The sequence below is a fragment of the Ruminiclostridium herbifermentans genome, from assembly GCF_005473905.2.
Lineage (GTDB): Bacteria > Bacillota > Clostridia > Acetivibrionales > DSM-1351 > Ruminiclostridium > Ruminiclostridium herbifermentans.
In genome coordinates, this window is sequence record NZ_CP061336.1 from 106267 (window position 1) to 132474 (window position 26208).

Annotated in this window: 25 protein-coding genes and 2 riboswitches; of the genes, 24 read left to right on the top strand and 1 reads right to left on the bottom strand. The window is 31.9% G+C overall.

Annotated elements, in window-relative coordinates; genetic code table 11:
- From EHE19_RS00450 to thiE, 15 genes are all read left to right on the top strand, one after another.
- On the top strand, positions 1-321 hold the full coding sequence (locus tag EHE19_RS00450) for a PqqD family protein (RefSeq protein ID WP_137697131.1): 321 nt from the start codon (positions 1-3) through the stop codon (positions 319-321).
- Complete coding sequence (locus tag EHE19_RS00455) at positions 284-1249, top strand: radical SAM protein (protein ID WP_137697132.1); 966 nt, start codon at positions 284-286, stop codon at positions 1247-1249. Before EHE19_RS00450 ends, EHE19_RS00455 begins: the two co-directional genes overlap by 38 nt.
- Positions 1246-2607: a B12-binding domain-containing radical SAM protein gene (locus tag EHE19_RS00460; RefSeq protein WP_137697133.1), complete on the top strand. Its 1362-nt coding sequence runs from the start codon at positions 1246-1248 to the stop codon at positions 2605-2607. The genes EHE19_RS00455 and EHE19_RS00460 overlap by 4 nt, the downstream gene beginning before the upstream one ends.
- Positions 2608-2662: 55 nt before the next feature.
- Positions 2663-3544, top strand: coding sequence for a class I SAM-dependent methyltransferase (locus EHE19_RS00465; protein ID WP_137697134.1), 882 nt, complete (start codon positions 2663-2665; stop codon positions 3542-3544).
- 79 nt (positions 3545-3623) lie between these two features.
- Positions 3624-4334, top strand: coding sequence for an ABC transporter ATP-binding protein (locus EHE19_RS00470; protein ID WP_137697135.1), 711 nt, complete (start codon positions 3624-3626; stop codon positions 4332-4334).
- Entirely contained in the window at positions 4331-5977 is a 1647-nt protein-coding gene (locus EHE19_RS00475) for a hypothetical protein (RefSeq protein WP_137697136.1), read from the top strand. The genes EHE19_RS00470 and EHE19_RS00475 overlap by 4 nt, the downstream gene beginning before the upstream one ends.
- A 143-nt stretch (positions 5978-6120) precedes the next feature.
- On the top strand, positions 6121-8190 hold the full coding sequence (locus EHE19_RS00480; RefSeq protein ID WP_137697137.1) for a B12-binding domain-containing radical SAM protein: 2070 nt from the start codon (positions 6121-6123) through the stop codon (positions 8188-8190).
- A gap of 41 nt (positions 8191-8231) precedes the next feature.
- Positions 8232-9365, top strand: coding sequence for an HlyD family secretion protein (locus EHE19_RS00485; RefSeq protein WP_171003543.1), 1134 nt, complete (start codon positions 8232-8234; stop codon positions 9363-9365).
- 35 nt (positions 9366-9400) lie between these two features.
- A complete protein-coding gene (locus tag EHE19_RS00490) occupies positions 9401-10342 on the top strand; it encodes an ABC transporter ATP-binding protein (protein ID WP_137697139.1) in 942 nt (313 codons plus the stop codon).
- A complete protein-coding gene (locus tag EHE19_RS00495) occupies positions 10317-11078 on the top strand; it encodes an ABC transporter permease (RefSeq protein WP_137697140.1) in 762 nt (253 codons plus the stop codon). The genes EHE19_RS00490 and EHE19_RS00495 overlap by 26 nt, the downstream gene beginning before the upstream one ends.
- Positions 11079-11213: 135 nt before the next feature.
- The gene (locus tag EHE19_RS00500; RefSeq protein WP_137697141.1) at positions 11214-11411 is read left to right on the top strand and encodes a PLDc N-terminal domain-containing protein; all 198 of its coding nucleotides are present in this window, start codon (positions 11214-11216) and stop codon (positions 11409-11411) included.
- Between the two features lie 195 nt (positions 11412-11606).
- On the top strand, positions 11607-12545 hold the full coding sequence (locus EHE19_RS00505; RefSeq protein ID WP_137697142.1) for a histidine phosphatase family protein: 939 nt from the start codon (positions 11607-11609) through the stop codon (positions 12543-12545).
- 165 nt (positions 12546-12710) lie between these two features.
- A riboswitch (TPP riboswitch) is annotated at positions 12711-12807 on the top strand.
- Positions 12808-13028: 221 nt separating this feature from the next.
- Positions 13029-13820 (top strand): bifunctional hydroxymethylpyrimidine kinase/phosphomethylpyrimidine kinase, encoded by a 792-nt coding sequence (gene thiD / locus EHE19_RS00510; RefSeq protein ID WP_137697143.1) that lies wholly within the window; start codon positions 13029-13031, stop codon positions 13818-13820.
- A 325-nt stretch (positions 13821-14145) separates the two neighbouring features.
- Entirely contained in the window at positions 14146-14970 is an 825-nt protein-coding gene (gene thiM, locus EHE19_RS00515; protein ID WP_137697311.1) for a hydroxyethylthiazole kinase, read from the top strand.
- On the top strand, positions 14948-15592 hold the full coding sequence (thiE, locus tag EHE19_RS00520; protein WP_425314296.1) for a thiamine phosphate synthase: 645 nt from the start codon (positions 14948-14950) through the stop codon (positions 15590-15592). Before thiM ends, thiE begins: the two co-directional genes overlap by 23 nt.
- A 9-nt stretch (positions 15593-15601) precedes the next feature.
- Here thiE and EHE19_RS00525 read toward each other — a convergent pair whose 3' ends face one another.
- Positions 15602-16633 (bottom strand): cysteine peptidase family C39 domain-containing protein, encoded by a 1032-nt coding sequence (locus EHE19_RS00525; RefSeq protein WP_137697145.1) that lies wholly within the window; start codon positions 16631-16633, stop codon positions 15602-15604.
- Between the two features lie 304 nt (positions 16634-16937).
- A riboswitch (cobalamin riboswitch) is annotated at positions 16938-17258 on the top strand.
- Positions 17259-17847: 589 nt separating this feature from the next.
- On the opposite strand from EHE19_RS00525, the gene EHE19_RS00530 reads away from it, so the two are divergent.
- The 9 genes from EHE19_RS00530 to rpsR all read left to right on the top strand — a co-directional run bounded on the left by EHE19_RS00530 (position 17848) and on the right by rpsR (position 26198).
- Positions 17848-18840, top strand: coding sequence for an ABC transporter substrate-binding protein (locus tag EHE19_RS00530; RefSeq protein WP_137697146.1), 993 nt, complete (start codon positions 17848-17850; stop codon positions 18838-18840).
- Positions 18841-18848: 8 nt separating this feature from the next.
- The gene (locus tag EHE19_RS00535) at positions 18849-19904 is read left to right on the top strand and encodes a FecCD family ABC transporter permease (protein ID WP_137697147.1); all 1056 of its coding nucleotides are present in this window, start codon (positions 18849-18851) and stop codon (positions 19902-19904) included.
- On the top strand, positions 19901-20740 hold the full coding sequence (locus EHE19_RS00540) for an ABC transporter ATP-binding protein (RefSeq protein ID WP_137697148.1): 840 nt from the start codon (positions 19901-19903) through the stop codon (positions 20738-20740). The genes EHE19_RS00535 and EHE19_RS00540 overlap by 4 nt, the downstream gene beginning before the upstream one ends.
- A 172-nt stretch (positions 20741-20912) precedes the next feature.
- Positions 20913-22412 carry a cobyric acid synthase gene (locus tag EHE19_RS00545; protein WP_137697312.1) on the top strand — a complete coding sequence of 500 codons (1500 nt, stop codon included), beginning with the start codon at positions 20913-20915 and terminating at the stop codon, positions 22410-22412.
- 246 nt (positions 22413-22658) lie between these two features.
- Complete coding sequence (gene cbiB, locus EHE19_RS00550) at positions 22659-23618, top strand: adenosylcobinamide-phosphate synthase CbiB (RefSeq protein ID WP_137697149.1); 960 nt, start codon at positions 22659-22661, stop codon at positions 23616-23618.
- 202 nt (positions 23619-23820) lie between these two features.
- Entirely contained in the window at positions 23821-24903 is a 1083-nt protein-coding gene (locus EHE19_RS00555) for a pyridoxal phosphate-dependent aminotransferase (RefSeq protein ID WP_137697150.1), read from the top strand.
- 111 nt (positions 24904-25014) lie between these two features.
- Positions 25015-25299: a 30S ribosomal protein S6 gene (gene rpsF / locus EHE19_RS00560; protein WP_137697151.1), complete on the top strand. Its 285-nt coding sequence runs from the start codon at positions 25015-25017 to the stop codon at positions 25297-25299.
- Positions 25300-25310: 11 nt separating this feature from the next.
- Positions 25311-25745: a single-stranded DNA-binding protein gene (locus tag EHE19_RS00565; RefSeq protein WP_137697152.1), complete on the top strand. Its 435-nt coding sequence runs from the start codon at positions 25311-25313 to the stop codon at positions 25743-25745.
- 159 nt (positions 25746-25904) lie between these two features.
- Entirely contained in the window at positions 25905-26198 is a 294-nt protein-coding gene (rpsR, locus tag EHE19_RS00570) for a 30S ribosomal protein S18 (protein ID WP_137697153.1), read from the top strand.
- The last annotated feature ends 10 nt before the right edge of the window (positions 26199-26208 follow it).

A 26208-nucleotide genomic window follows, 5' to 3' on the forward strand; every position in this document is an offset into this window, starting at 1 on the left:
ATGAATCAAGATCTATATCCAAAGAAAAAAAACATTCGCTGGCGTTGGGACGGACCAGAGGGAGAACATATTACCTTTTTAAATCCTGCAAGCGGTTCAATATGTGTTTTTAATCCTATTGCTGCCATGATATTTCATATGAGTGATGGAACCAATACAATAAAAGACATAATTGATAAAATAGTTGAAGTATATTCTGCACCTAGTGTTGAACTTGTACGGGAAGATGTGTATTCATTTCTAGACTTTATGATTAAGTCGGGAGTAATTATGATGTTAGATGATGAGAAAGAAATTAGTTCAAGAGAGGAACAGGTATGAAATGTTTACACTAAAATCTCCAGCTAAAATTATATGGGAAGTGGCTGATAATTCAAATAATTTTGTAAATTGTAATTCTATTGATGTGAATAATATAACTGATTTTGAAAAGCAGAAAAGAAGTTCTATTCTAAAGAAAATAATAGAATGGACTCCGTTGCAAGTAGTCTTAATCATTGGAGAGCAGATATCTATTAATGAAGAGATGATAGAAATATTACATAATCTTTATAGTAATGGTATTTATGTTCAGCTATGTCCAAATACAGGTTTAATAAGTAATACTGTGGCTGATAATATTGCCAAAATGTGTGATATAGTATCATTTACTTTTGCAGGAGGAAATAAAGTAAGCCATGACTTGAAAATGGGTGATGGCTCTTTTGAGAACACCATAAATTGTATAAAGCTTCTAAAAAATAATAAAATAGAAATATTTTTTTTATTAACAAAAAAAAATTATTGTGAATTGAAGGAAATAATTAAATTATGCAGTACATTTGATAATATTGCTTATTTTACAATACAAGAGTACATAGATACTAATAAAGAAACAGATACAGATTTAACTTTGGACAGACCTCAGATGGAAGAATTGATGCTGGAATTGGCAAGGTTAAAACAACAATATAAAGATAAGATTAATATTAGAATAAGTGAAGAATCTGCTGAAATAAAAGCTTTACTTGAGGACAGGCAATTTAATTATCAGGTTTATATAGCTGAAAATGGTGAAGTCTATGTTAACAAACTGGTGAGATTTAGCGGTGGCAACATTTTATCAAGTTCTCTAGAGGACATTTGGAATAATAATTTGAGTGTTTATTGGCAAAATCCTCAGACAAAGAACTTATTTAAGAACTTCAAAAATGTTAATAATATGGGAATTAATAACAATTTTATGTCTAAAGGTGAGAATTCATTATGAATGTATTATTGACTTTTTTACCAGTAATTAGTTCAAAGCACACAAGAGGAATGGATGTATTACCTCCTGCTTCAATTTATCTGTTGGCAGCATTACTTGATAAGCATGGTTTTAATCGTAAGATTGTTGACCCCTCCTGTTATTTTGAAAACAAGTTTATGCAAACCAATAAGCTACCAGCAGATTTTTTGGATGAAATAGATGTAGTTGCTATTTCGTCAAATACATTTAATTGGGGAAGTTCAAAAATATTTATTGAAGAAATACATAGAATGAAACCTAATCTGACAATTATTCTTGGAGGAATACATCCAACATTTTTTGATGAGTATATTTTAAAAACAACTCCAGCAACATATATAATTCGTGGCGAAGGTGAAGAGACATTAATTGATTTATTAAATGCTTTAAACAATGGTACTGAATCTATTTCAGATATAAAGGGAATTACTTATAAAGATATCAATGGGAAAATAATACGTAACCTTAGTAGTAATATGCTTGAAGAAGAAAAATATCGACTTTTACCTTTACCAGTATTTAATGAAGTACCTTCTGGCAAGTATTCTGCACCACCATTTGAGAGTTCAAGAGGCTGCTTATATAACTGTACTTTTTGTGGTATTTTACATCATAAGAGTTGGAGGGCTTTTACTGCAAATGAAAGTATCATGCGTTTATGTGAAACAATTAAATTATCAGATAAACGTTTCAATTATGATTATGTATTTATAACAGATGATTGTTTTTCTGCTAACCATAATCGTACAGTCGAATTTTTTAATCAAGTAAAGATTTCATGTCCTAATACAAAATTTGTACTGGAAGGGCGAATTACTGACTTGCAATCAAAAGAGATAATTGAAAGTATTCCAGTAAACCAAATACATAGATTTCTTGTAGGAATAGAATCTGGTTATAATGAGGGACTGAAAAGGCTTAGAAAAGGGCTTACAACTGAAAAGATAGAGAAGATTTTATCAAAGTTTAAAGCTTTTAATAGTTCACATTGTTTATGGTGTTCTTTTATGATAGGTCTTCCATGGGAAGGTGAAGAGGAGTGTATTAAGACAGTACGTTTTGCAGCAAAAATTGTTGAAGAGTATAGCGTACAATGTAGTATTAGCTGGTATAGTTTAATACCGTCCGAATTATGGTTCAAGCGTTCCGAGTATGGTATAAATTTGAATGAGGAATTCTTTGATTTGCCGAATTGGTTTTTACCTCCTAGAGATCCAAATGGTAATAAAGAGAATTTTTTTAAAACTCATCCTAAACTAACAGAAGAATCATTTAATAGAGTGGAAGAACTTATATTCCTTTATGAGAGTATGGGTATTAAGCTTATAGATAATTAGAAATATTAAGATGTAATATCGGTGTTACTAATATTTTATTGAAAGGGTGGGAACTATGTTTGCTACAGGAAGTAGCTTAGAACAGAGTAGAAGCTTTTATTGGAAGGAAGATTCACTTAACGAATTTCTTGATTTTATAGATACTACAAAAGTTTATCCTAAAGTTCTTGATGTGGGTTGTGGTACAGGCTTTATGACAGAGATTTTAGCAAAACATCTTAAAGCTGAAAATGTAATTGGTGTTGATTTGAATGAACAATCATTAGGAATAGCAAAAAAGCGATTGGTTGATTTAAAATTAGATAAAATCCAATACCAGAAAGGTAACATACATGAATTAGAATTTGAAGATAACAGCTTCGACCTTGTATTTTGTCATTATGTTCTTGTAGATTGCCAAAAACCAGATAAGGTATTAAGCGAAATGTTTAGAGTTGCAAAACTTGGAGCTACAGTATGTTGTATTGAACCTATCTATCAAATTGATATGCTAAACTGTTATATGCCTTTATTGAACCCTGATGAATTAGATATAATGGCAAAAATCTATAAAAAAATGATAGTTGATATTCCAAGAAGTATGGGAATTGATAGAACTATAGCAACATCGTTACCTAAAAGATTTAAAGATAACGATGTTTCTGAAATGAAAATTAAACTTCATGGTAATTACAGCTGCTCACTTGATTTTACTGAAGAAACTATTGAGATGATGAAAAGACAGTCGCAGCAAGTAATTTCACAAAAGGCTATGCTTGCTCAGTCGTTTAAATCCCATCCTGTTTTAAAGAATTTATCTGAAACTGAAATTGATTCATATATAAATACACAGATTAAACTGTCAGAAGCAATAATAAATAATCCAGATTTTTTAAGAGATGGAGGAATGTTTACTGCAGGGTTTAATATGTTAGTGAAAGGGACTAATAAAAAATAAATTAGGATTTACAATAGAGTTGTCTGTTAAGTCTTTATGTACACTAACATACTAACGATTTTGCTATGGAGGTTAGATAATGATTCAAATTGACAAAATATCAAAAAGCTATAAAAAGGATAAGCTTGCAGTTGATTGCCTTTCAATGGAAGTGAAAAGTGGAGAGATATTTGGATTTCTAGGGCCTAACGGAGCTGGGAAAACTACAACAATAAAAATTCTGACGGGTATAATAAGTCCTGACCAAGGAAATGTAATTATAAATGGATTTGATATGAAAAAGGATCCATATAAAGCCAAAGCATCTTTTGGATATGTACCAGATGAGGTTACTATTTATCCAAAAATTTCAGGACAAGAATGGTTGAATTTTATTAGCACAGTATATAATGTTCCAAAAGGCGAATCAAATAAAAGAATTGCAGAACTAGCAAACCAATTTGAGATGAGCGAAGTGTTAAATAATGCAATTGGAACATATTCACATGGTATGAAGCAAAAAATTGCAACAATGGCTGCTCTTTTATATAGACCTAAGGTACTTATTCTTGATGAACCAATGAGAGGGCTTGATCCAAAGGCTTCTATTATATTTAAAGAAATGATGAAGGAGTATGCTAAACAAGGTAATACAGTTTTTTTCTCTACACATATACTTGAGGTTGCTGAAAAGATATGTGATAGAGTTGCCATAATCAATAATGGAGATCTTAAAATTGTAATTGAAACTTCCAAGATTAGAGAGAAAAGTGATCTTGAAAATCTATTTATGGAGTTGACAGAAAAATGAAATTTTTTGAAATGCTAATAGTATTAATAAAAGCTACTTTTAGAACTAGAAGTAATAATTTCAGTAGAGGCAGGATGCTTAACGTGTTTCTTGCTATAATAGCAATTTTATTTGGAAGTAGCATTTTAGTAGAAGAGTTTTTTGCATATGAACTTCTTAATGATTTATTTGGAACAAAATGTATTATTCAAAGTGTTTTTATTTTATGTAGCGCTATGAGTGTAATATTTACATTCCCTATAGCTGTTTCTAATGTTTTTTATAGTAAGGATTATCAGTTACTATCATGCATGCCTGTTAAAAAAGAAAAAATAATATTTACAAAAGTATGTGTATCATATTTATACATAGTCCCTATAAATTTGATTATAGCTATTCCTGGTTTTATTGTAGCTTGTTTGTATGGTTCGTTATCAATACTTCAATGCTTATGGGCACTTTGTATATTATTAATTTATCCTATATTTTTGGTGTCATTAGTTGGAATATTAGCATGGCTTATTGTGAAAGGTGATGTAATGATTAAAAATAGAGGGTTGATTGTTTTTGGGTCTAATCTTCTATTTTTTGCTGGTGTAATAGTTCTATCATTATTGCTAAATTCTATTATATACCCAATACTAGCAAATTTCGAGATAGATTCCATAAATGTTATACTTAAAAAATGGATGGATTTTTCAAACAGCATAGTATTGTTTTTTAAGCCTATTGGCTTTGCAGTATCAACCATTCTTGAAATGAACACATTAAATGGAGTCCTTTCATTTATACTGCTTATTTTGTTAAATATTATTTTTTCAAGCATTTTTGTTTGTATTGCTGCTAGTACATATAGTTCATTTGGGGAAAAACTCTTGATGATCCCTGAAAGAGTAAAACGCTTAAAAACCTTTAGCATAGGTGGTAAAACGGGACGATTGTTTCAACGTGAATGGTGGATTTTGAATAATGAATTCTTCTTTATTGCAGAAGGATTGACAGAACTTTTTATAGGACCATTATTAATATTGATATTTAGTCTGTTTACAGTTTTTTCACATTCTATTATTCCTCAATTTGAACAAGTATTTTTACTTATTCAAGATTTTAAATATCTAGATTTAGTTCTTGTAATTATGTTCGTTTTTCTATCAACAATGAGTACAATTGGCCCTACAGGTATATCTAGAGAAGGTAAAAATTTTTATATTTCAAAGGTTATACCAATACCATATTCAACACAGTATTTTGTTAAATTGTTGTTTAGTACATTATTTGCATTAGGGTCATGTGTGATTTCCTTTGCAGGACTATTATTACTTGGACTGAATATGAAACATCCATTACTTGTTTTGATTTCTGCATTGAGTTTAATTATTCTTATAGAAACAGGTACTTTATTTTTTGATATGGTTAAGCCAAACCTTACATGGAATCATCCACGACAGGCTTTGAATTCTAATACGAATGTTGCCTTGAATATGCTGTGGGTCTTCGTGGTAGTTGGTGTATTTATAGGTATGGGATTTATCGGAGTTTTTTTAAATATAAGACATTCTATTATATTAGTATCTTTGACTGTAATATCATTAGTTTCTTCATTTGTAGTTGGAAAATTTTTAAGAAATAAGGCTGAAAATTTCTATATGAAAATTGAAATATAAATTTTAGCTATTAAATAAAGTTTTGGTGTTTATATAACTAAATGACTTTCAGAGTTTATTAATTATTATGAGTTTGATTTTATTAAAAATAATGAGCTTAATGATTAATTACATAAAGTGTAGAAAGGAAATGGGTAATAATTATGATAAATGATACAAGTTGTTTGCTTTTTCATTGTTGTAAGTATAATAATATAACTCCAATCATAACAATGGGTTTGTGGGGATTGGCAGATTTGATGACCAAGAATGGTTATGAAACTAAAATAGTACATACAGGAATTGAGAATGAATTAAATAAAAATTTTGACGTAAAAGATTATATTCATAAGGACTTAATGCTTGCTGGTGCTTCAGCTCATTGGTTCCCCATGGTAGAAGAGTCTATTGATATACTTAAAGATATTAAGAAAATTAATCCATATGTATTTACTTTTTTAGGTGGATACTCAGCTAGCTATTTTGCAGAAGAAATTATGGAAAACTATCCTTGGATAGATGCGGTTATAAGAGGCGATGGGGAGAAACCGTTGCTAGAATTAGCCGATAGTTTAAAAAATAAGAATAATAATCTTAGCAGTGTACCCAATCTTATTTGGCGTTCAAATAATGATATTATTAAAAATGAAATTTCTTATATTAGTACGCCTGAGGATCTTGAAAATATAGAATATGCTAATTACAGCAAATATTTATATAACTACGATTATGGAAAAAACTATTACTTTGAAAAAAGTAGCCTTGTAGCGGACTTTATTCCAACAGATATACCTTTAAGTAGCACATTTTACTTATTAACTGGAAAGGGGTGCCCCATTAATTGCTCAATATGTGGTGGAGGAAGGGATGCACAAAATATATTGAACAGGCGTTCAAAATGTATGTTTTTAAAAAAAGAGCAAATAGTAAAAACTGTAAAGCAAGCGATGGCACATGGGTATAAGAACATGTACGTTTGTTTTGATCCTCTTCCAAATGCTCCTAAATATTTTGAATACTTAGAAGCAATACGTGAAGAAAATCTTGATGTAGATTTTTCATTTGGATTCTGGAGGCTACCGACTAGGGAAATAGTGCATGAATTCAAAAAGGTAACTAAGAATCTTTTGTTTGACATATCACCTGAAACAATATCTGAGAACGTAAGAAAAATAACAAAAGATGCTTTTTATTACTCAAATAAAGAATTATATGATACTTTGGACATGTTATATGATGAAAAAGTTTATATACATGTATATTTCTGTTATTTTATTCCTGGTGAAACAATAGATGATTTAAAAGCAGATAGAGAAGCATTCTGGAAGATAAACAGTGAATATGCTCACTATATTGAGGCAATTTATATAAAAATATCCACGGACCCTGCATCACCGTTATATAGGGAACCTGAAAAATATAATGTAACTCTTAAGGTCTCAAATTTGAAGGAGCATATTGAAAAGGGAAGACAATATAAAAACAGTAACATTCTTGTTCATTCCATCAATACAGTTCCAGAAAGTTTCCAAGAAAAATTCGAGAAAACTATTTTCTATGATTCTGGAATTAAAAGAATTTTTAAGTATCAAATAAAACTATTGATAAAAGCATTTCCAAGTGTTAATGATTTCATAAATTATTTGGATGCTTTCTACGAGGAAGTTAATCTTTACGATAAAGACGAGGCTTCTAAAGTAACAGATCAATTTGTGCTCCTAGAGAAATTGAAAAGTTATTCTAAAAAGGTTCTTGAAAAAAGAAATGATATTAATCCCGTCATAATAGATATTATAAGCTATACTCAATACTTAAATGTGATATTAGAGAAAAAAGGTGATTATTTGATATGGAATCAAAGTGATTATACTGATATAAATGATTGTAAGATAAAACTTGTTCCAAAAGCTTCTGTTGTTGACTTGAAATATGATGTTTATAAGACCACTAACCATTTGATTCAAAATAAGGAATTTATAGAATTTGATGAAAGAGACAATTGGCTATTGTTTTTAAATGAAAATGACAAGATTAGTACGTATGAAATAACGGAGTCATTATTTGAAGTTATTGTAAGAATCCAAAATAATAACACAAAAACTGTAAAAGATATTGTTTCAGAAGTAGTATTATTATATACTGAAGATGCTGATATGGCTTTGCAAATTGAAACTGAATTAGTTTATGCTATTCAGCAACTTGGACAAAAAGGATTGTTTTGCTTAGCAGAATAGATATTATATATATGCAAGAAGCTTTTGAAAGGATACCTATTATGAAACGATTAATATATTCTATTTTTCTTTGTTTTGTTTTGCTTTTTACAAGTTCATGTAATATAAATGATTTTAACCTTATATCAGGTGAAGTAAAAGCAGAGATTTCGAATGATATAATAGCTGATATCCCTGTAGTAATTGAAAAAGTTCTTGTAAAGAAGGGACAAAAAGTAAACAAAAACGATCCTCTGGTTCAAATTAGTATGGAAGATATTGAGAATCAAATAGCAGAGAAAGAAAGTCAATTAAAGCTAGAGAAACTTGAATTGGAAAAAATTAGGTATAATGAAACATATGGGAAAAGTAATCAATCTATTTCTAATAATGAGAAGTCTAATTTAATGGAAAGGATAGAAAACTTAAAGAAGCAGCTAAAATTAATTCAAACAAATAATACCCCGGAAATAAGGAAATATAAAAGTGATTTAGAGAAAGCAAATAAAGATTATTTAAACTCAAAAAAAGATATGGAGTTAAATCAAAGACTTTATAATGAGGGAGCTATTTCTAAAAGTGAGTTGGACAAATCTGCTATTGTAGTTGAAGAAAATGAAAAAAAAATAAATGACATTGAGAATGAATTAGAAGCATATAAGTTAAACACACAATATCAGATTAATGAGTCAATCCTTGCACTTAACCAACAACTAATTACATTAGATAAACCCAATCAGGCATCAGAAAGTATCCAAATAGAGATACAAAACCAAAAAATAAGCATATTAGAAGAGGATATTAAAAGACTTCAAGAGAAAATAAATAACTCCAAAATTAGGAATAATGAAATTACATCAGGATTAAACCAAGGAATTATAAATGATATATATGTTGATGAGGGCACATATGTTAACAAAAATCAGAAAATATTGAACATAATTAGTCTTGAAAATTTATACATAGAGGCAGATGTTCCAGAAGACCAAATAGAAGGAATTGTTAAAGGAACTGAAGTAGAGATTATTCCAATTTCAGCGAAGAATAAAGTCCTTAAAGGCACAATAATTGAGGTTTCTGTTATGGGAGGCAAAAAGGACGGCGAAACAGTTATACCTATAAAAATCAAATATGATGATCCTGATAAATTGTTATTGCCTAATTATAACGTTGATGTAAAAATTCCTACAGAGTAGATTATGGTTTTAGGCTTGTTAGAAAGGATATTAATATGCTTGCAATTAGGACTATAAACCTTAAAAAAGTATATAAGAATACTACAGTAGTAAACAACTTAAATTTAAATGTCCCATATGGTTCTGTGTACGGCTTTTTAGGTCCTAATGGTGCTGGAAAAACTACGACGATCAGAATGCTATTAGGTCTTGCAAAACCTACTTCAGGCGAAATATATATTGCATCAAATAAGATATGTTTCAATGATACAAAATACAAGTATGATATTGGTTTTGTACCTGATGTTCCTTCATTTTATAAATGGATGACAGCAAAAGAATACTTATATTTTTGTGGTAACATTTTTAATTTAAAGAAATCAGTCATTAGGGAAAGAACTAAAAAACTACTTGACATAGTAGGATTAGAGGATAGTTCAAAGCCTATTGGAAGCTATTCGAGAGGAATGAAGCAAAGACTTGGTATCGCACAGACCCTTATTCATAATCCTAAAGTTGTTCTATTAGATGAACCAACTTCAGCATTAGACCCTATTGGCAGAAAAGAGATTCTTGATATAATTAAAAAACTTTCTGGTGAGACAACTGTCTTTTTTTCAACACATATTTTAAATGATGTTGAAAGTGTATGTGATAAAGTTTGCGTATTAGATAAGGGGAATCTTCTGGTTGAAGATTCAATTACAAATTTAAAAAAGGAATATTTTCATTTAAAGTATAATCTAAAAACGTCAGCTAGAAATGATGAGATAATAAAATGTTTAAGTAATTATGAATATTTTTTAGATATTAAAGATAGTATTGATGGTGGGATTGAGTTTTTATCCAAAAATGGTGAAGAAATTGAAAGGATAATACCACAAGTTATTAGTAATAACAATTGGGGATTATTGGAATTTAAACGAGTTGAACCGTCACTAGAAGATATCTTTATGGAGGTGCTGAAAAAGAATGAACCAAAGGGTATTAATAGCTAAAGAATTTAAAGAGATGGTGAAAACTCGAAAAATTATTGTTATGCCTTTATTATTTATAATATTTGGTATATTGAGTCCTATTTCTGCATTAGCAGCTCCTGAACTTATAAAAAGTATATCTGGTACTGCGCACATAGTAATACCAAAACCTACTGTATTTGATGCATATGATCAATTTTTCAAAAATCTAAATCAAATTCAAGTAGTTATTCTTATTTTTACTACAATGAATATTGTTGTAGAAGAAAAAATGAATGGCGTTTTAATGCTTTTAACAACAAAACCTGTTTCTAAGAGTGGATACATTTTTAGTAAATTATTATCTCAAAGTTTTTTAATTCTCATATCCTTAACATTGGGGTCTGCAGCATTTATTTATTATACTATAGTTTTATTTCATCGGTTTAATTTCTCGGGCTTTATAATAGCAGTTGCTTATTATTTTCTATATATTATGGTGTTTATAACAATGACTACTTTTTTTAGTACGATAGCATCAAATTTGACAGTAGCAGGGATATGTTCATTTCTTGGTTTCACAATAATTAACCTTACTGGTTACATTGAAAAAATAATTGGTTATTATACACCAGCAACTCTTAAGGGCAATCAGATTTTATTAGTAAGAAAAGGTTGGTATGCTATAAATAATTTGGCACCTGTTTATTGTTCTATATTATTAATTGTTGTATTTATAGCATTAAGTATACTATCATTTAGAAATCAAGAGATGTAATCATAATAATCAATATTGAGTTTTATTATTTTTATGAATGAGTAGATTTATTTATATCAATTTGGTAATATACTATCATAGATTTAGACATATATGTTTACATATTTGGAAATACAATGTATTGGAGGGAAAACTATGCCTTTTGACATTAAATTAGTAATACCTTATTTAGTAGTAGAAATTATTCTAAAGATATTTGCATTAGTAGATTTATATAAGTGTGATATTCAAAGATTAAGATTAGGAAAGAAGTTTATATGGGTGCTCATCATTCTATTTATAAATATATTTGGACCAATCGGCTACTTTATTTTTGCAAAAAAGAATGATTAATTAGGACTGGTTTTAGATGCTCTGATGAAATTACAAGATTATGAACTTTTTAAGTTAATAATAGAAATTTTGGGTCTAGAAACAGCTGACTAATATACGTTATAATTTTACGGTATTGATTATATAAGGGGAGGTTCATAGTCCAGATGGTACATTATTTAAGTTTGTACCTAGTATGGAATATTGATTTTAGCAATGGTTACAGAAATTTGTATAGTACGTCATGGTGAAACTGATTGGAATACAAAAAAAATGATTCAAGGAAGAGAAGATATTGAATTAAACAAAAATGGAGAAGAGCAAGCATATTTAGTAGCAAAGCATCTAAAAAAATTTCAATGGGATGCTATAGTGTCAAGTCCTCTTAAAAGGGCATTAAATACTGCAAAAATTATTGGTGAAAGTGTTGGAATAAATGAAATAACCACCATAGACGATTTTATAGAAAGAGATTTTGGAAAAGGTTCAGGGATGACACTTGAGCAGCAGAAACAGATTTTTTCAGATGGTATTATTCCCGGTAAAGAAGGCGATAATGAATTGGCTGAAAGAACCAGAAGAGCATTGGATTACATAGTAAAAGAATATGAGGGGAAAAAGATTATTATTGTTTCTCATGGAGCAATGATAAAATCCATACTAAAATTTGTTTCAGACAATACAATTGATACTGGGACTACAATTATAAAGAATGCTTGTTTAAACCTTATAAAATATGAAAATGGCAAGTGGCAGGTTGAGTTATATAATTCAGTTGATTATTTGAATTCAGCAGTAAATAGTGCCAAAAATTATTATCTTGGTAAAGAAGGCTGTCAGAAGATGAATTGTGCTCAAGCTGTACTTTGTGCATTTAAAAACCAATTTGAAATAAAGGAAAATACCATTGATGTATTTAGGAGTTTTGGTGGTGGTAATGCGCCAGAAGGAATGTGTGGTGCCTATTATGCAGCAAGGTACATTTTACAGAACTGCTCAGCAGAGAATCAATTATCTGAATTAGAGAATTACTTTTTAAAGCATGCTGGAGATTTAAAGTGTAAAGAAATAAGACAAGGTAGAAGGCTCTCTTGTGTCGGCTGTGTTGAAAAAAATTCGGAATTTTTGGTTGATTATCTGGAAAAAGAAGCTTAGATTCCGCTTCTTCCACTTATGCAAATTTGTAAAGTTAACTCCGCTGCTTATGATTTTAGGATGGAAATAATTTTTTCAATTAAGCATCAGTAAACTATATACTCATAACGCAATAATATGCTTGACATTATAGCATAGTACGAATATAATGCTATTAAATTAAATAATTTTGTGCAGGGGAACTAATTAAGTTGAGAAGACATTGTCTGACCCTTTGAACCTGTCAGTTAATACTGTCGTAGGGAGCATTTATTTAGAAATAATGTGGTGCCTATTCTCTAGGATAGGCACTTTTTGTTTATTATTAATTTCTTTTAAATAAATGATAGAAATATGAACCATTCTAATTAAAGTTCTTATTCTTTCAATAATCCCTTGATAAGCTTGATCATAAAAATGAATTTGTGAAAGTTGAGATAGTTAAAACATACAGGTAAATATTGAATTAGTCGCCTTGCCACAATATAAGGGAGAAAACCATATATGAAGACAGTTTTAACAATAGCAGGCAGTGACTGTAGTGGTGGAGCGGGAATTCAGGCGGACATCAAAACAATTACAGCACATAAGCTTTATGCAATGAGTGCTATAACGGCACTTACAGCTCAAAATACAACTGGTGTATTTGGAATTATGGAAGTACCAGCTGATTTTTTAGAAAAACAATTAGACAGTATTTTCAGTGATATTTACCCCGATGCTATTAAAATTGGAATGGTTTCAAGCAAAGGATTAATAGAAACCATAGCCGCTAAATTAATTAATGAAAATGCAAAAAAAATTGTATTGGACCCTGTTATGATTTCTACGAGCGGCAGTAAGCTTTTGGCTGATGAAGCTGTAACTGCTTTAGTAGAAAAGCTTATTCCTGTTGCAGATATTATTACGCCCAATATACCAGAAGCAGAAGTGCTGAGTGGAATACATATAACAAAAGCGGAACATATGGTTTATGCTGCAGAAAAAATAGCACAGAAATACAGTGGTGCAATTTTGATAAAGGGTGGGCATCAGCTAAATGATGCAAATGATTTGCTGTATCATAAGGGCAAGTATCAATGGTTTTATGGGGAACGAATTGATAATGATAATACGCATGGTACAGGCTGTACGTTATCTTCTGCAATAGCAAGCAATATGGCTATGGGCTACAATATGGCGGAATGCGTTAGCAATGGGAAAAAATATATATCAGGTGCCCTAAAAGCAAATTTGAATTTAGGCAAGGGAAGTGGTCCTCTAGACCATACCTTTGGAATTAACTCAAAAGTATAGTTGGTGCTTACATGGTACACTTTCGAGTCTCAAAAAACGCAAGCGTTTTTTGCTGATGTAGGTGCTATTTACATAAATGATGTGCTTTTGAGTTCATAAATGCTTTAGTTGCTTTCCACATTCACCATCCATGGTTCATTTAGTGTGATAGCAAAAAATTTAGAGCTTTCTGAATAATTGTAAAAAATACACCCATAAACATACATGAATACTACCTTGGTTGTTTGGTGAGTATTAAAATTGAACAGATAAATTAAATCTCAAGGGAGGTGCGAGGTTCATGTCATTTTGTAGTTTTGTGCAGCTGTGAGACATGAACATATATATGTTTACAAAAATTTTTGATAATATAAATAATAAACACCCACTGGTACATTGCATTACCAATTATGTAACTGTAAATGATGTGGCAAATGTACTTTTGGCTTGCGGGGCTTCGCCCATTATGGCTGATGATGTGAAGGAGGTTGAAGAAATTACTTCTTTATGCACGGCTTTGAACATCAATATTGGAACACTCAACAGCAGAACTATTAACTCTATGCTTAAAGCTGGCAAGAAGGCAAATGAACTTTCTCATACAATTGTGCTAGACCCTGTTGGAGCAGGAGCATCAAGCTTTAGAACCAATACAACCTTTGATTTGCTGGAAAATATAAAATTCAGCGTCATTCGTGGAAATATTTCTGAGATTAAGACAGTAGATAAAGGCAGCGGAACAACTCAGGGAGTTGATGCTAATGTCAGTGATGCGGTTACGGAATTAAATCTGGATGAGGTTGTTGCTTTTTCAAAAAGATTAAGCAAAAGGACAGGAGCAATTATTGTTATAACAGGAGCAATTGATATTGTTGCAAACAGTGAAAAGGCTTATATTATAAGAAATGGGCATTCTACCATGTCAAAAGTCACTGGTACAGGTTGCATGTTGTCGGCTATGATAGCTGCTTTTGTAGGTGCTAATCAGGAGGAACCTTTGCTTGCTGCGACTGCAGCTGTTTGTACAATGGGATTGGCAGGAGAATTGGCTTACAAGCGTATTATGGAAGAGGATAAAGGTTCTTCAACCTTGCGTACATACATTATTGATGAAATAAGTAAAATGACTGCAGAGAAGCTAAAGGAAGGTGCTAAAATTGAAATTAAGTAAAGAGTCCATGAGACTATATGCTGTTACCGATAGAATGTGGCTGGGAAACAATTTACTGGCAGAGCAGGTTGAAGAATGCATTAGAGGAGGGGCAACCTTTATACAGCTTAGGGAAAAAGATATTACTTTTGATGAATATTTAGCTTTGGCTAATGAAATTAAAAAAGTAACAGATAAGTATAAGATTCCATTTGTCATTAATGACGATGTAGATGTTGCAATAGCATGCGGAGCCGATGGAGTTCATGTTGGACAGCGTGATATGCAGGCAGATGATGTAAGGAACAAGATAGGAGATAAGATTCTTGGAGTATCGGCTCAGACTGTAGAGCAAGCTGTACTTGCAGAAAAAATGGGTGCAGATTATATTGGAGTTGGAGCAGTATTTTCCACTACCACAAAATTAGATGCAAATGCTGTTTGTATTGAGACGGTGAAAGCAATTTGTCAAGCAGTCTCAATTCCTGTTGTTGCAATTGGAGGCATTACAAAGCAGAATATAATGCAGCTAAAGGGTAGCGGAGTGGATGGGATTGCTGTTGTTTCAGCTATCTTTGCAGAGGATAATATTTTTGAGGCTGCTAGAGAGATTAGAGGGCTTTCTGATAGTTGTTTTGGATAAAATGAGATTTTATTTCAAAAACTGTCTAAATTGGCTATACAGTAAGTCACTATATGCTATTTCATCCTGATAAATGCTATCTAATCTTTTTCTAATATTTATACATTTATCAGTGAGCCCTCTGCTGCTCCTGTTATAATGAATAGCAATACTTCTTATACGTGCCCAATTTTCTAAAATTGCGTTTAGTTTACTGTCTATCTCCAGTTGAATATTTTTATCAAAAACATTATATTGATAGAGATTTTTAATCATAAAACATTCGGAACCTCTTTTGTATATAACACTAGAAAGATTTTCTTCAAAGGACTTTAAATTCATTAAGTCTTCTAGCCTCTCACTAAGAATTTTAATTGAATTTAAGCCAGCAGTTCTCTTATCTGCAGTATCTAATGAATTTTTAAAATATTTCATAAGAATTTTAGTATTATATTCCTCGTTAAATTCAAGATTAGTGCCATTGAAGCAGTATTCACGAAAATATAGTGAGTCTGGTCTGAAATTGCAATATTGAAAAATACCTTTACAATACTGGACTATCATATCATAAGTGACTGTGTAAGTTTTGTATCCATCATAATTGTCAATAGTATATACTAATTGATTCTCGTCATCAAAACCATATACAAGACAAGCATGGGCTCCGTGCTGATTGTTATAATAAAAATATCTCCCTTTCTGATAGAAAAGATCTACAAAAAGGAAAATGGGTCTGTTATTCATTATTGATTCACGTATGCTTTCAACTAAACAATCCATCTGTGGGTGCTTTTCTATAATAGTTATTCCTAAGCCTTTTAATATGTCTTTTCTATCCTCAAACATAAAAGTATCTAAACCAAATGCTGAATATCCAACATTGTTGACTTCTAAAAACTTATAAGCAAAGTGTAAATTATATAAAATTTCTAAATTGCTTAGGCCAAAGTAATTTAACGTAGCTAAATCAGACATACACATACAATCACCAAAAGGGTCATCAATACCTAACATATCCTTCATACCATAAAAGGCACTCATTGGTTCAAGTAATTTTTTCATAAGCTGATTCCTTTCTCTATGTAATATAAAATATTATTTCTAAATAAAAATAGTGTTAAATAGTGGGAAATATCATTGTAGATAGACTTAAAAATAAAGTTAACAAACAATAGTGAATCATAGTAGTAATCCTATTTTGATTTGATAGACATTTAATTGAGTTTTATTATATAATTATTTGCAAAATGGATTTATATCCTAATTTTAGCAAAAAAATATCACCATGAAAAGAATTTCAGCCATTTCTCATAAAATCATAAATTGACTTTTTATATACATATGATATGATAATAACGAAATAAAACTTAATATTTAAAATGTTGGTTATTTGATAGACAGTATAAGCTTGATAAATTAAGCATGTTTATTAAGTACTAAGAGGGAATTCGGGTGCAAATCCCAAACAGTCCTGCTGCCGTGATGACGGAGGAGGTTCTCAAAGCGGCTGTTGTAAAACATCTTTTAACGTATGTTATATGCTTTAGTCTAAAATACCTAGACACTGATATACTTGTTTAAAAGTGTTTTGCTACAGACTCTTTAAAGCCACTGAGCAATAGCTTGGGAAGGTGAGAACTGACGTTGATGTCTTAGTCGGAAGACCTGCCAATATTTGCTGTGTACATAAGTATACAGTGCTATGACTTCACAGTGTATGGAGTGTATAGTTTGCTTAAAGATTATATGGAATAGTATGTGCTATTATTCTTTTGCAAATGATACCTTTATGAAATTATGAAGGTATTATTTTTTTGTAAAATTAAATTAACGGTTCAACCTATGACATTATGTTTACTCGTCAACTTTAGTTAATGCTTTTTTAGCATTGAAATCAAGAGAGATGGTTAGCATTCTATTTTAATTCAGATAAGTAAATTAGCATTAGTCTTCACTGTAAAGTTTGCAGGTATACTAGCAAGTATGTTGGCAAAGTGAAAGTAAGTTTTTTTCGATTTGTAATATCAGTAACAACGTATATTTATATTTAATACCCTGGGCAAAAAGCTATTTCCAGATGGATTATGCAATGGTGTAACTTTTACAACAGGTACACAAAATACGTTTCTAGTTGTTAATGCTGATAAAGTCAATTGCAGATATAAAGCTTTTCCCTTTTGCTAACTATACTTTTAACGCAGCTTAGGTTTGATTTTTAGGGCTTAGCCGATAGTAATGAATTACAGAGTTTGTGCTAATTTACAGGGGGAATTAAAATGAACAGAATTTTAAAGGTATTGACGGTATTACTTATAATTTTTAGTCTTACAGCCTGTGGAAATATAAAGGATACAGAACAAAATTCCACGATGGCTAATTCAGAAGGCTCAACAATTGAGGCAAGCGTAGCCTCTAAAACAGCAGAAATAGAATCAGCAATGCATAAGACAATTTTTCCAATGACCATAAAGGATTCCTATGATAGAGAATTAATCCTTGACAAACAGCCACAAAGAGTAATTTCCATTGCACCTAACATTACAGAAACCATATTTGCACTTGAAGCTGAGTCAATGTTAGTGGGGAGAACAGAGTATTGTGATTATCCTCCTGAGACATCTAAAATAGAATCTGTAGGTTCAATACAGGAGCCCAGTATTGAAAAAATAGTAGAACTAAAGCCGGATTTGGTACTAGCATCTACCCATTTCAGCAAGGATACCTTGACCAAGCTAGAAGAGTTAAGGATACCTACTGTAGTATTATATGGTGAGGAAAGCTTCGAAGGCGTGTATGAAACTATTTTTAAGGTTGGTAATATACTAAACTCAAATGAAAAAGCAGAAAGATTAGTAGCCGAAATGAAGAAAAAGGTAGAAGGCGTTAAAAAGGCTATAGAAGGGAAGGATAGACCTTCTGTTTATTATGTTATAGGATATGGTAAGTCAGGTGACTATACCGCAGGCAGTAATACCTTTATTGGACAGCTTCTTGAAATGGCAGGAGCAGAAAATGCAGCAGCTGACGTTACAGACTGGAAATATAGTCTTGAGAGGTTAATTGAAAAAAATCCGGATATTATGATTTGTCCTTCGGTAGGAGGCTACAAGCAAGGATTGGAGACAACAAACGGCTACAAGGATTTGGATGCTGTGAAAAATAAGAGGCTTTATGAAATAGATGAAAATCTAATAACTAGACAAGGAGCAAGGCTGGCAGATGGTCTGGTTGAACTGGCAAAGATTATCCATCCTGAAGCTTTTAAATAGGAGAAACAATGTCATATTTTAATAAGAAATTAAAGTACAGGTTATTGTTAATAATATCATTAGCTGCTCTTGTTCTTATAATGCTAATTTCAAGCACAATAGGAATTGCAGATATAAGTATGCTAAGTGCATTAAAAATAATACTTTCCAAAATGCCAGGTATAAATATCTTAATTAGCGGAGAACAAATAAATAGTACTCATGAGATGATTGTGCTTAATATAAGAATGCCTAGAATAGTTTTGGCGGCAGCAATAGGAGCGCTGCTTTCAATTGTAGGTGGGTGCTTTCAAGGCTTATTCAGAAATCCTATGGCTGACCCATACGTATTAGGAATATCGAATGGTGCTGGTCTAGGTGCTACTATTGCTATTGTTTTTGGTCTTGAAAGTATTCTGTTGGGAATTGGAATGGTATCATTATTAGCATTTGTGGGTGCTTTAGTGACTACGGTTGTTGTTTATACAATTGCAAATGTAGGAGGCAGGCTGCCAGCTACAAATCTTTTATTATCTGGAGTTGCAGTTGGTCTTTTTGAATACTCCCTCATAACCATTTTAATGATTTTTAAAAGAGATAAAATAGAGGGCATCTTTATGTGGATGATGGGAAGTGTTAATGCTGCAAGCTGGGAGCAAGCGGCATTCCTTGTTCCTATAACTATTATAGGTGTGATTATTCTTTGTTTATTTGCAAGAGATTTAAATGTTATTTCATCTAATGAAGAAACAGCAAAGAGTCTTGGTGTTAAAGTAGAAACTGTTAAGAAGCTTTTACTTGGAATTTGCTCTCTTTTAATTGCAGTATGCGTTTCGGTTAGCGGAATTATTGGTTTTGTAGGGCTTGTTGTACCACATGCAGCAAGACTCATTACTGGGTCTGATCATAGGTCTATGCTGCCTTTTTCTGCTGTGGGGGGAGCTGTGTTTTTAGTAATTTGTGACACTCTTGCAAGAAGTATAATGCCTCCGACAGAATTACCAGTTGGTGCAGTTACCTCATTATTTGGAGCACCATATTTTATATATTTACTAATTAAGTCTAAGAAGAAGGTTAGGCAATGAATAAAAAAACATATCCTATTGAAGTTAAAAACCTGATTGAAGCTAAAAATCTGAAATGTTCTCTTGGCGGGAGAGAGATAATAGCGGGTGTGGACTTTACAGTTGAAAAGGGTAAATTCTACAGTATTATTGGTCCGAATGGATCAGGAAAAACCACATTATTGCGAACAATAGTATCTAGTCTTGAGCCCAAAAGCGGAGATTTATTAATAGATAACACTTCAATAGAACAATTGAAGGGAAAAGAACTTGCAAAAAAACTAGCCTATGTCTCTCAAAATACAAATAGTGATGTTGACTTTAATGTGCTGGATTATGTGTTAATGGGACGTTATCCATATTTGGGACTATTTCAGAATGAAGGGGAAAAGGATATGGAATATGCCCAGAAATCAATGGAATTAACAAATACGTGGTATTTGAGAGAAAAGAAATTAAATGAGATAAGTGGAGGAGAGCGGCAAAGAGTTGTGGTAGCAAGGGCTTTAACTCAGGATACACCAATCATACTTTTAGACGAACCAATATCCCAGCTTGACATACACCACCAAATTGAACTTATGGATACACTTAGTAACATGGTGGAAACTCGGGGAGTTACAATTATCGCTGTACTGCATGATTTGAATATTGCTTCTCAATATAGTGACTATATTATGCTCATAAATGATGGAAAGCTGGTAAGGCACGGGAGACCCGAGGAAGTACTTTCCAAAGAAGTAATTTTAGAAGTATACAATATGTCGGTACAGGTATTACAAAACCCTGAGACTGGTAAGCCCCTTATTATACCCTCTAGATATAGAAAGAGGAAGGATTTAACTGCTGCTAGGTAAGCTTGTAAAAAAGGAAATTACTATTGGCTTAGCTTCCAAAAGTCAAAGAATAAATTCAAAACCAAGCTGCGTTCATAGAACAAGTATGAGCATATAATTTTCAACCCAAATTTAAGTTAACTAAGGTTAATTATAGAATAGTTTAAAGGGATTAGGGAATATGATAAAAAGCATGGCGAAGTCAATTATGATTCAAGGCACAATGTCTAATGCAGGGAAGAGTTTAATTGCAGCAGGCTTATGCAGGATATTTACACAGGATGGCTATAGGGTAGTTCCATTTAAGTCTCAAAATATGGCGCTTAATTCATATATAACTGATGATGGCCTTGAAATGGGCAGGTCACAGGTTACTCAGGCTGAAGCTGCAAAAAGGGCTCCTGATGTAAGAATGAATCCAATTTTACTAAAGCCAACAAGCGATAAAGGCTCACAGGTAATAGTAAATGGACAGCCCATAGGAAATATGGATGCAGAAGATTATTTTAAGTATAGAAATCAGCTTATACCTCAGATAATGGAGGCGTATGAGAGCCTTTCCCAAGAAAATGATATTATTGTTATTGAGGGCGCAGGAAGTCCAGCTGAAATAAATCTAAAACAGGATGACATAGTAAATATGGGAATGGCTAAACTGGCAAAAGCTCCTGTGCTCATTGCAGGAGACATAGACAGAGGCGGAGTTTTTGCTGCATTATATGGGACATATATGCTGCTTGATGATAGTGAAAAAAACTATGTTAAAGGTACTATTATTAATAAGTTCAGAGGTGATGTGGACATATTGAAACCTGGACTTAATATGCTTCGTGATTTAATTAATATTCCTGTAGTGGGTGTTGTACCATACCTTAATGTGGATATTGACGATGAAGACAGCTTGACTGAAAGATTTAAAAGGGTGAAATCTCAAAGCTTATTAGATATTGCAGTAATAAGGCTTCCGAGAATTTCTAATTTTACAGATTTTAATGCATTAGAACATATAGATTGTGCTAGTGTACGGTATATTTCTAGCGTTGGTGAACTGTGCAATCCAGATTTAATAATAATTCCTGGCACTAAAAATACAATGGGTGATTTGAAGTGGTTAAGGGAGACAGGTATTGAGGCTTCAATTTTAAAGCATACTGCTAAGGGGAAACCGGTTTTTGGTATATGCGGAGGATACCAAATGCTGTGTGAAAAATTGAAAGACCCTTATGAGGTAGAGTTTGGCGGTGAAATGAAGGGCTTAGGATTAATAAAGGCTACAACTGTTTTTACGCAGCAAAAGATTAGAACCAGAGTATCGGGCGAGTTTCAAAAGGTGGATGGAATCTTCAAGGGCCTTAGCGGAAAGCATTTTGAGGGCTATGAAATACATATGGGACAAACGGATTTTACAAATGGATTTACTATTTTGACTGAAAATAACGGAAGAACTAAAGAAGATGGAGCAAGCAGCGGAAACATCTATGGAAGCTATGTTCATGGAATTTTTGACAGTGACGAGGTGCTTTTTGAGATTGCAGATGCGTTAATGAAAGAAAAAGGATATAAATATGATAGAAATTCAATTTTTGACAGTAAATCTTACAAGGATAAGCAATATGATTTGCTTGCAGAGGCTTTGAGAACTTCACTGGATATGGAATATATTTATGAGGTTATCGATAGAGGAATAGATTGAATTGGTGACTTATTCAATTTTACTAGTTTAAGTAGCGAAAATAATAGCTAGTTGAACAGATTAGGATAAAAAATGCTATGTTGATTTAGCAATAACATGCGCAAATGGTTAATATTCAGCCCAAATTAGCTTAGTTTATGAATAGAATTAAAAAAACTTAGTTGTGTATATTTTATGGTTACAGTATATATTTCATACTGACATACTATATTTTTATTACCAATGAAGAGGAGTAGCAATAGCTTTATGGAGATTTTAATTGCAGTTTTTATAGGCTTTATATTGGACTTAGTGTTTGGTGACCCGCAATGGCTACCTCATCCTGTGAGATTAATAGGGTTTTTAATTGCAAAAGGTGAAAAAGTTATTAGAAAAATGTTTCCAGAATCAAAAAATGGAGAAATAGTGGGAGGAGTAATTCTTACTTTAACTATAATAACATTTGCCTTTATTGTTCCAGTACTGATATTATATTTTGCAGGAAAAGTAAGCCCTATTTTAAAAATAGCAATACATACTATATTTTGCTATCAAATATTAGCAGCAAAGAGCCTTAGAACAGAAAGTATGAGAGTATATTATCAGCTTAAAAATAATGATATTACTAATGCAAGGAAATATTTATCCTGGATAGTTGGGAGAGACACTGAGAGTCTAACTGAAGAGGGAATTACGAAGGCTGCAGTTGAGACTATTGCAGAAAACACCTCTGACGGAGTTATTGCTCCTTTAATATTCCTTGTTTTAGGAGGTGCACCACTAGGGTTCCTATATAAAGCAGTTAATACGCTTGATTCTATGATTGGTTATAAAAACGAAAAGTATCTATATTTCGGAAGATTTGTTGCTAAACTTGATGACGTATTTAATTTTATTCCAGCTATAATCTCAGCATACATAATGATTGGAGCAAGTTTTTTAACAGGACTAGATTATAAAAATGCATATAAAATATATAGGAGGGACAAAAGAAATCATTCTAGTCCCAATAGCGCCAAAACTGAGGCTGTATGTGCAGGAGCATTGAATGTACTTCTTGCAGGTGATGCTTACTATTTTGGGAAATTGGTAAAAAAGCAAACCATAGGTGACAACAACAGAGCAATTGAAGTGAAAGATATATTGATAACAAATAGGTTAATGTATGTTACTGCAATTTCAGCAGTAGTTTTAATGTGCGGAATTCGGTTAATAATTATAATATAGCAGAAAGCTTAACTTTTAAGGCCTCTTGTTTCCTAAATAGGGTTTTGTACAAAATTGTATTGTTGGAAATATTTAAAGATTGCTATCTGTTGAAGGATATTTTGGAAATTATTAAATAGTTTAATTAACTAAAAAAATTAATGTATTATTATATTGATCCTTATTATCAAAATAAGGATAACAAAAGATGTGGAGGTCAGAAATGAAGCAGCTAACCCATGGCGGAGATATTTACAGTAAGAGAGATATACCAAAAAATAAAAAAATAATAGATTTCTCTGCAAATGTTAACCCTTTAGGAATGCCTCCTTCAGTAAAAAATGCAATTATAGATAACATAGATGCTTTCAGCAATTATCCGGACCCTTTTTGCAGAGAATTAACAGATGAAATATCCAGATATGAAAGTGTACCTAGGGAGACTATTATATGTGGAAATGGTGCTGCAGATATAATTTACAGGATTACAGCAGCAACAAAACCTAAGTTAACCCTTTTACCAGCCCCTACCTTCACGGAATACCAGCAAGCAGCAGAGATAGTTAACAGTACAATAAGATATCATTATTTGAGGGAAGATAAAGGGTTTATTATTGATGAAGAAATATTAGATAAGCTATCACCAGATATTGATTTAATGTTTTTGTGTAATCCCAATAACCCTACAGGAATTCCCATAGAAAAGGAATTAGTGCTATCAATTGCTGATAGGTGCAAATTAAATAATACCTTTTTAGTGGTTGATGAGTGCTTTGTAGATTTTCTTGGCAATTCACAAAAGTTTAGTATAGTTAATGAACTTAAAGACTATAGTAATGTAATTGTTCTTAAGGCATTTACAAAAATTTATGCAATGGCAGGAATACGTTTAGGCTATGGCATATGCTACAATAAAAATGTTATTGAGAAAATTCATAGTATTGGACAACCTTGGAGTGTGTCTGTAATAGCACAAAAGTGTGGTGTGGCGGCACTTAAAGAAAACCAGTATGTTAGTAAAACTAAAAATATAATTAAAGAAAACAGGGAGTACTTAATTGAACAGCTAAGACTGCTTGGATTAGGGGTATTTAATTCAGAAGCAAATTATATACTTTTTAAGTCTGGAAATAAGCATTTACAGAAAACTTTAGAGAAGCAAGGAATACTTATTCGTTGCTGTGATGATTTCATAGGTTTAAATGACTCATTTTTTAGGATCGCAGTAAAAGCACGAGAAGATAATGAATATCTAATAAATAGCCTTGAAAAAATAATGAAAAATGCTAAAAATAAATCTTGTTAATTGTGATTTTATATGTTAAAATACTTAATTGTTATGTTAAATATAATATTTTACATCCTTGCTCTGTACTCATGTGACAGAGCCGTTGAGTCCGAGGGGAGGTGACCAGTAATGTTAAAGAAGTATGAAACTATCTTTATTATCAATCCAGAGGTTGGAGAAGAAAACACAAAAGCTCTTGTTGAAAAGTTCAAAGCTATGATTGAGGCTTCTGCTCAAGTTGAAAGTGTTGATGAGTGGGGTAAGAGAAAGTTAGCTTATGAGATTAAAGACAAGAATGAAGGTTACTACGTGCTTGTGAATTTTTCATCAAGTCCAGATTTTCCTGCTGAACTAGAAAGAGTGTATAAAATCACTGAAGGAATTCTTAAGTATATCATAATAAATAAGGATTAATAGGTGGAAATATGAACAAAGTTATTTTAATGGGTAGACTCACAAAAGACCCTGAACTTAGGTACACTAGTGGTAATAATACTGCAGTTGCAAGTTTTACAATTGCTGTAAACAGACGCTTTGCACAAGAAGGTCAGCCACAGGCTGATTTCATTAATATTGTCGCATGGAGCAAGACTGCTGAGTTTTGTGGAAAGTATTTCACAAAAGGGCAACAGGTTGCTGTTGTTGGAAGAATTCAGACTAGAACATGGGATGACAATGAAGGAAAGCGCCACTATGTTACTGAAGTAGTAGCAGATGAAACTTATTTTGCTGATAGCAAGAGAAGTGGAGATGCTGCTGGGAACTATGGCGGTTCAGCACAGAAAACTTATTCAGATACACCTGCAGTATCAGGTGATGGATTTTATCCAATGGATGAGGATGACGAATTACCATTTTAATTGTATGTTGGCTTGCCAACTAGCATTGTTTGGTAATTTGATTGACATAAGTAAGTTTGGTATATCAAACTTGTATTATGTATTAAAGTATGAATTAACCAGTTGTTTATAAATGAAAATAAGTGCCAGTATATTGGTGCTTGAAAGGAGAAAATATACATGCCAGGACCTAAGAAAGATAATAAAAGAAATGATAGAGATTCTTATGATAAGGGCGAAGGAAAAGGCGGCATGAGAATGAGAAGAGCTAAAAGAAAAGTTTGCTCATTCTGTGTCGATAAAGCTACTGATATAGATTATAAAGATGTTGCAAAAATCAGAAAGTATGTTTCTGAAAAAGGAAAGATTCTTCCTAGAAGAATATCAGGAAACTGTGCAAAACATCAACGTCAGTTAACAACTGCAATAAAGAGAGCAAGACATATTGCATTGCTCCCATTTACTACAGACTAAACTTATTTAT

What these genes read in the sequence shown, in the direction of transcription:
- EHE19_RS00465 (WP_137697134.1), top strand. Translation starts at nt 2,663, where the DNA reads ATGTTTGCTACAGGAAGTAGCTTAGAACAGAGTAGAAGCTTTTATTGG.
- EHE19_RS00545 (WP_137697312.1), top strand. Translation starts at nt 20,913, where the DNA reads ATGGCGAAGTCAATTATGATTCAAGGCACAATGTCTAATGCAGGGAAG.
- EHE19_RS00485 (WP_171003543.1), top strand. Translation starts at nt 8,232, where the DNA reads ATGAAACGATTAATATATTCTATTTTTCTTTGTTTTGTTTTGCTTTTT.
- EHE19_RS00495 (WP_137697140.1), top strand. Translation starts at nt 10,317, where the DNA reads ATGAACCAAAGGGTATTAATAGCTAAAGAATTTAAAGAGATGGTGAAA.
- EHE19_RS00450 (WP_137697131.1), top strand. Translation starts at nt 1, where the DNA reads ATGAATCAAGATCTATATCCAAAGAAAAAAAACATTCGCTGGCGTTGG.
- EHE19_RS00455 (WP_137697132.1), top strand. Translation starts at nt 284, where the DNA reads ATGAGAAAGAAATTAGTTCAAGAGAGGAACAGGTATGAAATGTTTACA.
- thiD (WP_137697143.1), top strand. Translation starts at nt 13,029, where the DNA reads ATGAAGACAGTTTTAACAATAGCAGGCAGTGACTGTAGTGGTGGAGCG.
- EHE19_RS00505 (WP_137697142.1), top strand. Translation starts at nt 11,607, where the DNA reads ATGGTTACAGAAATTTGTATAGTACGTCATGGTGAAACTGATTGGAAT.
- EHE19_RS00480 (WP_137697137.1), top strand. Translation starts at nt 6,121, where the DNA reads ATGATAAATGATACAAGTTGTTTGCTTTTTCATTGTTGTAAGTATAAT.
- EHE19_RS00470 (WP_137697135.1), top strand. Translation starts at nt 3,624, where the DNA reads ATGATTCAAATTGACAAAATATCAAAAAGCTATAAAAAGGATAAGCTT.
- EHE19_RS00525 (WP_137697145.1), bottom strand. Translation starts at nt 16,633, where the DNA reads ATGAAAAAATTACTTGAACCAATGAGTGCCTTTTATGGTATGAAGGAT.
- EHE19_RS00555 (WP_137697150.1), top strand. Translation starts at nt 23,821, where the DNA reads ATGAAGCAGCTAACCCATGGCGGAGATATTTACAGTAAGAGAGATATA.
- thiM (WP_137697311.1), top strand. Translation starts at nt 14,146, where the DNA reads ATGTTTACAAAAATTTTTGATAATATAAATAATAAACACCCACTGGTA.
- EHE19_RS00565 (WP_137697152.1), top strand. Translation starts at nt 25,311, where the DNA reads ATGAACAAAGTTATTTTAATGGGTAGACTCACAAAAGACCCTGAACTT.
- EHE19_RS00530 (WP_137697146.1), top strand. Translation starts at nt 17,848, where the DNA reads ATGAACAGAATTTTAAAGGTATTGACGGTATTACTTATAATTTTTAGT.
- rpsR (WP_137697153.1), top strand. Translation starts at nt 25,905, where the DNA reads ATGCCAGGACCTAAGAAAGATAATAAAAGAAATGATAGAGATTCTTAT.
- EHE19_RS00540 (WP_137697148.1), top strand. Translation starts at nt 19,901, where the DNA reads ATGAATAAAAAAACATATCCTATTGAAGTTAAAAACCTGATTGAAGCT.
- EHE19_RS00500 (WP_137697141.1), top strand. Translation starts at nt 11,214, where the DNA reads ATGCCTTTTGACATTAAATTAGTAATACCTTATTTAGTAGTAGAAATT.
- cbiB (WP_137697149.1), top strand. Translation starts at nt 22,659, where the DNA reads ATGGAGATTTTAATTGCAGTTTTTATAGGCTTTATATTGGACTTAGTG.
- EHE19_RS00535 (WP_137697147.1), top strand. Translation starts at nt 18,849, where the DNA reads ATGTCATATTTTAATAAGAAATTAAAGTACAGGTTATTGTTAATAATA.
- EHE19_RS00475 (WP_137697136.1), top strand. Translation starts at nt 4,331, where the DNA reads ATGAAATTTTTTGAAATGCTAATAGTATTAATAAAAGCTACTTTTAGA.
- rpsF (WP_137697151.1), top strand. Translation starts at nt 25,015, where the DNA reads ATGTTAAAGAAGTATGAAACTATCTTTATTATCAATCCAGAGGTTGGA.
- EHE19_RS00490 (WP_137697139.1), top strand. Translation starts at nt 9,401, where the DNA reads ATGCTTGCAATTAGGACTATAAACCTTAAAAAAGTATATAAGAATACT.
- EHE19_RS00460 (WP_137697133.1), top strand. Translation starts at nt 1,246, where the DNA reads ATGAATGTATTATTGACTTTTTTACCAGTAATTAGTTCAAAGCACACA.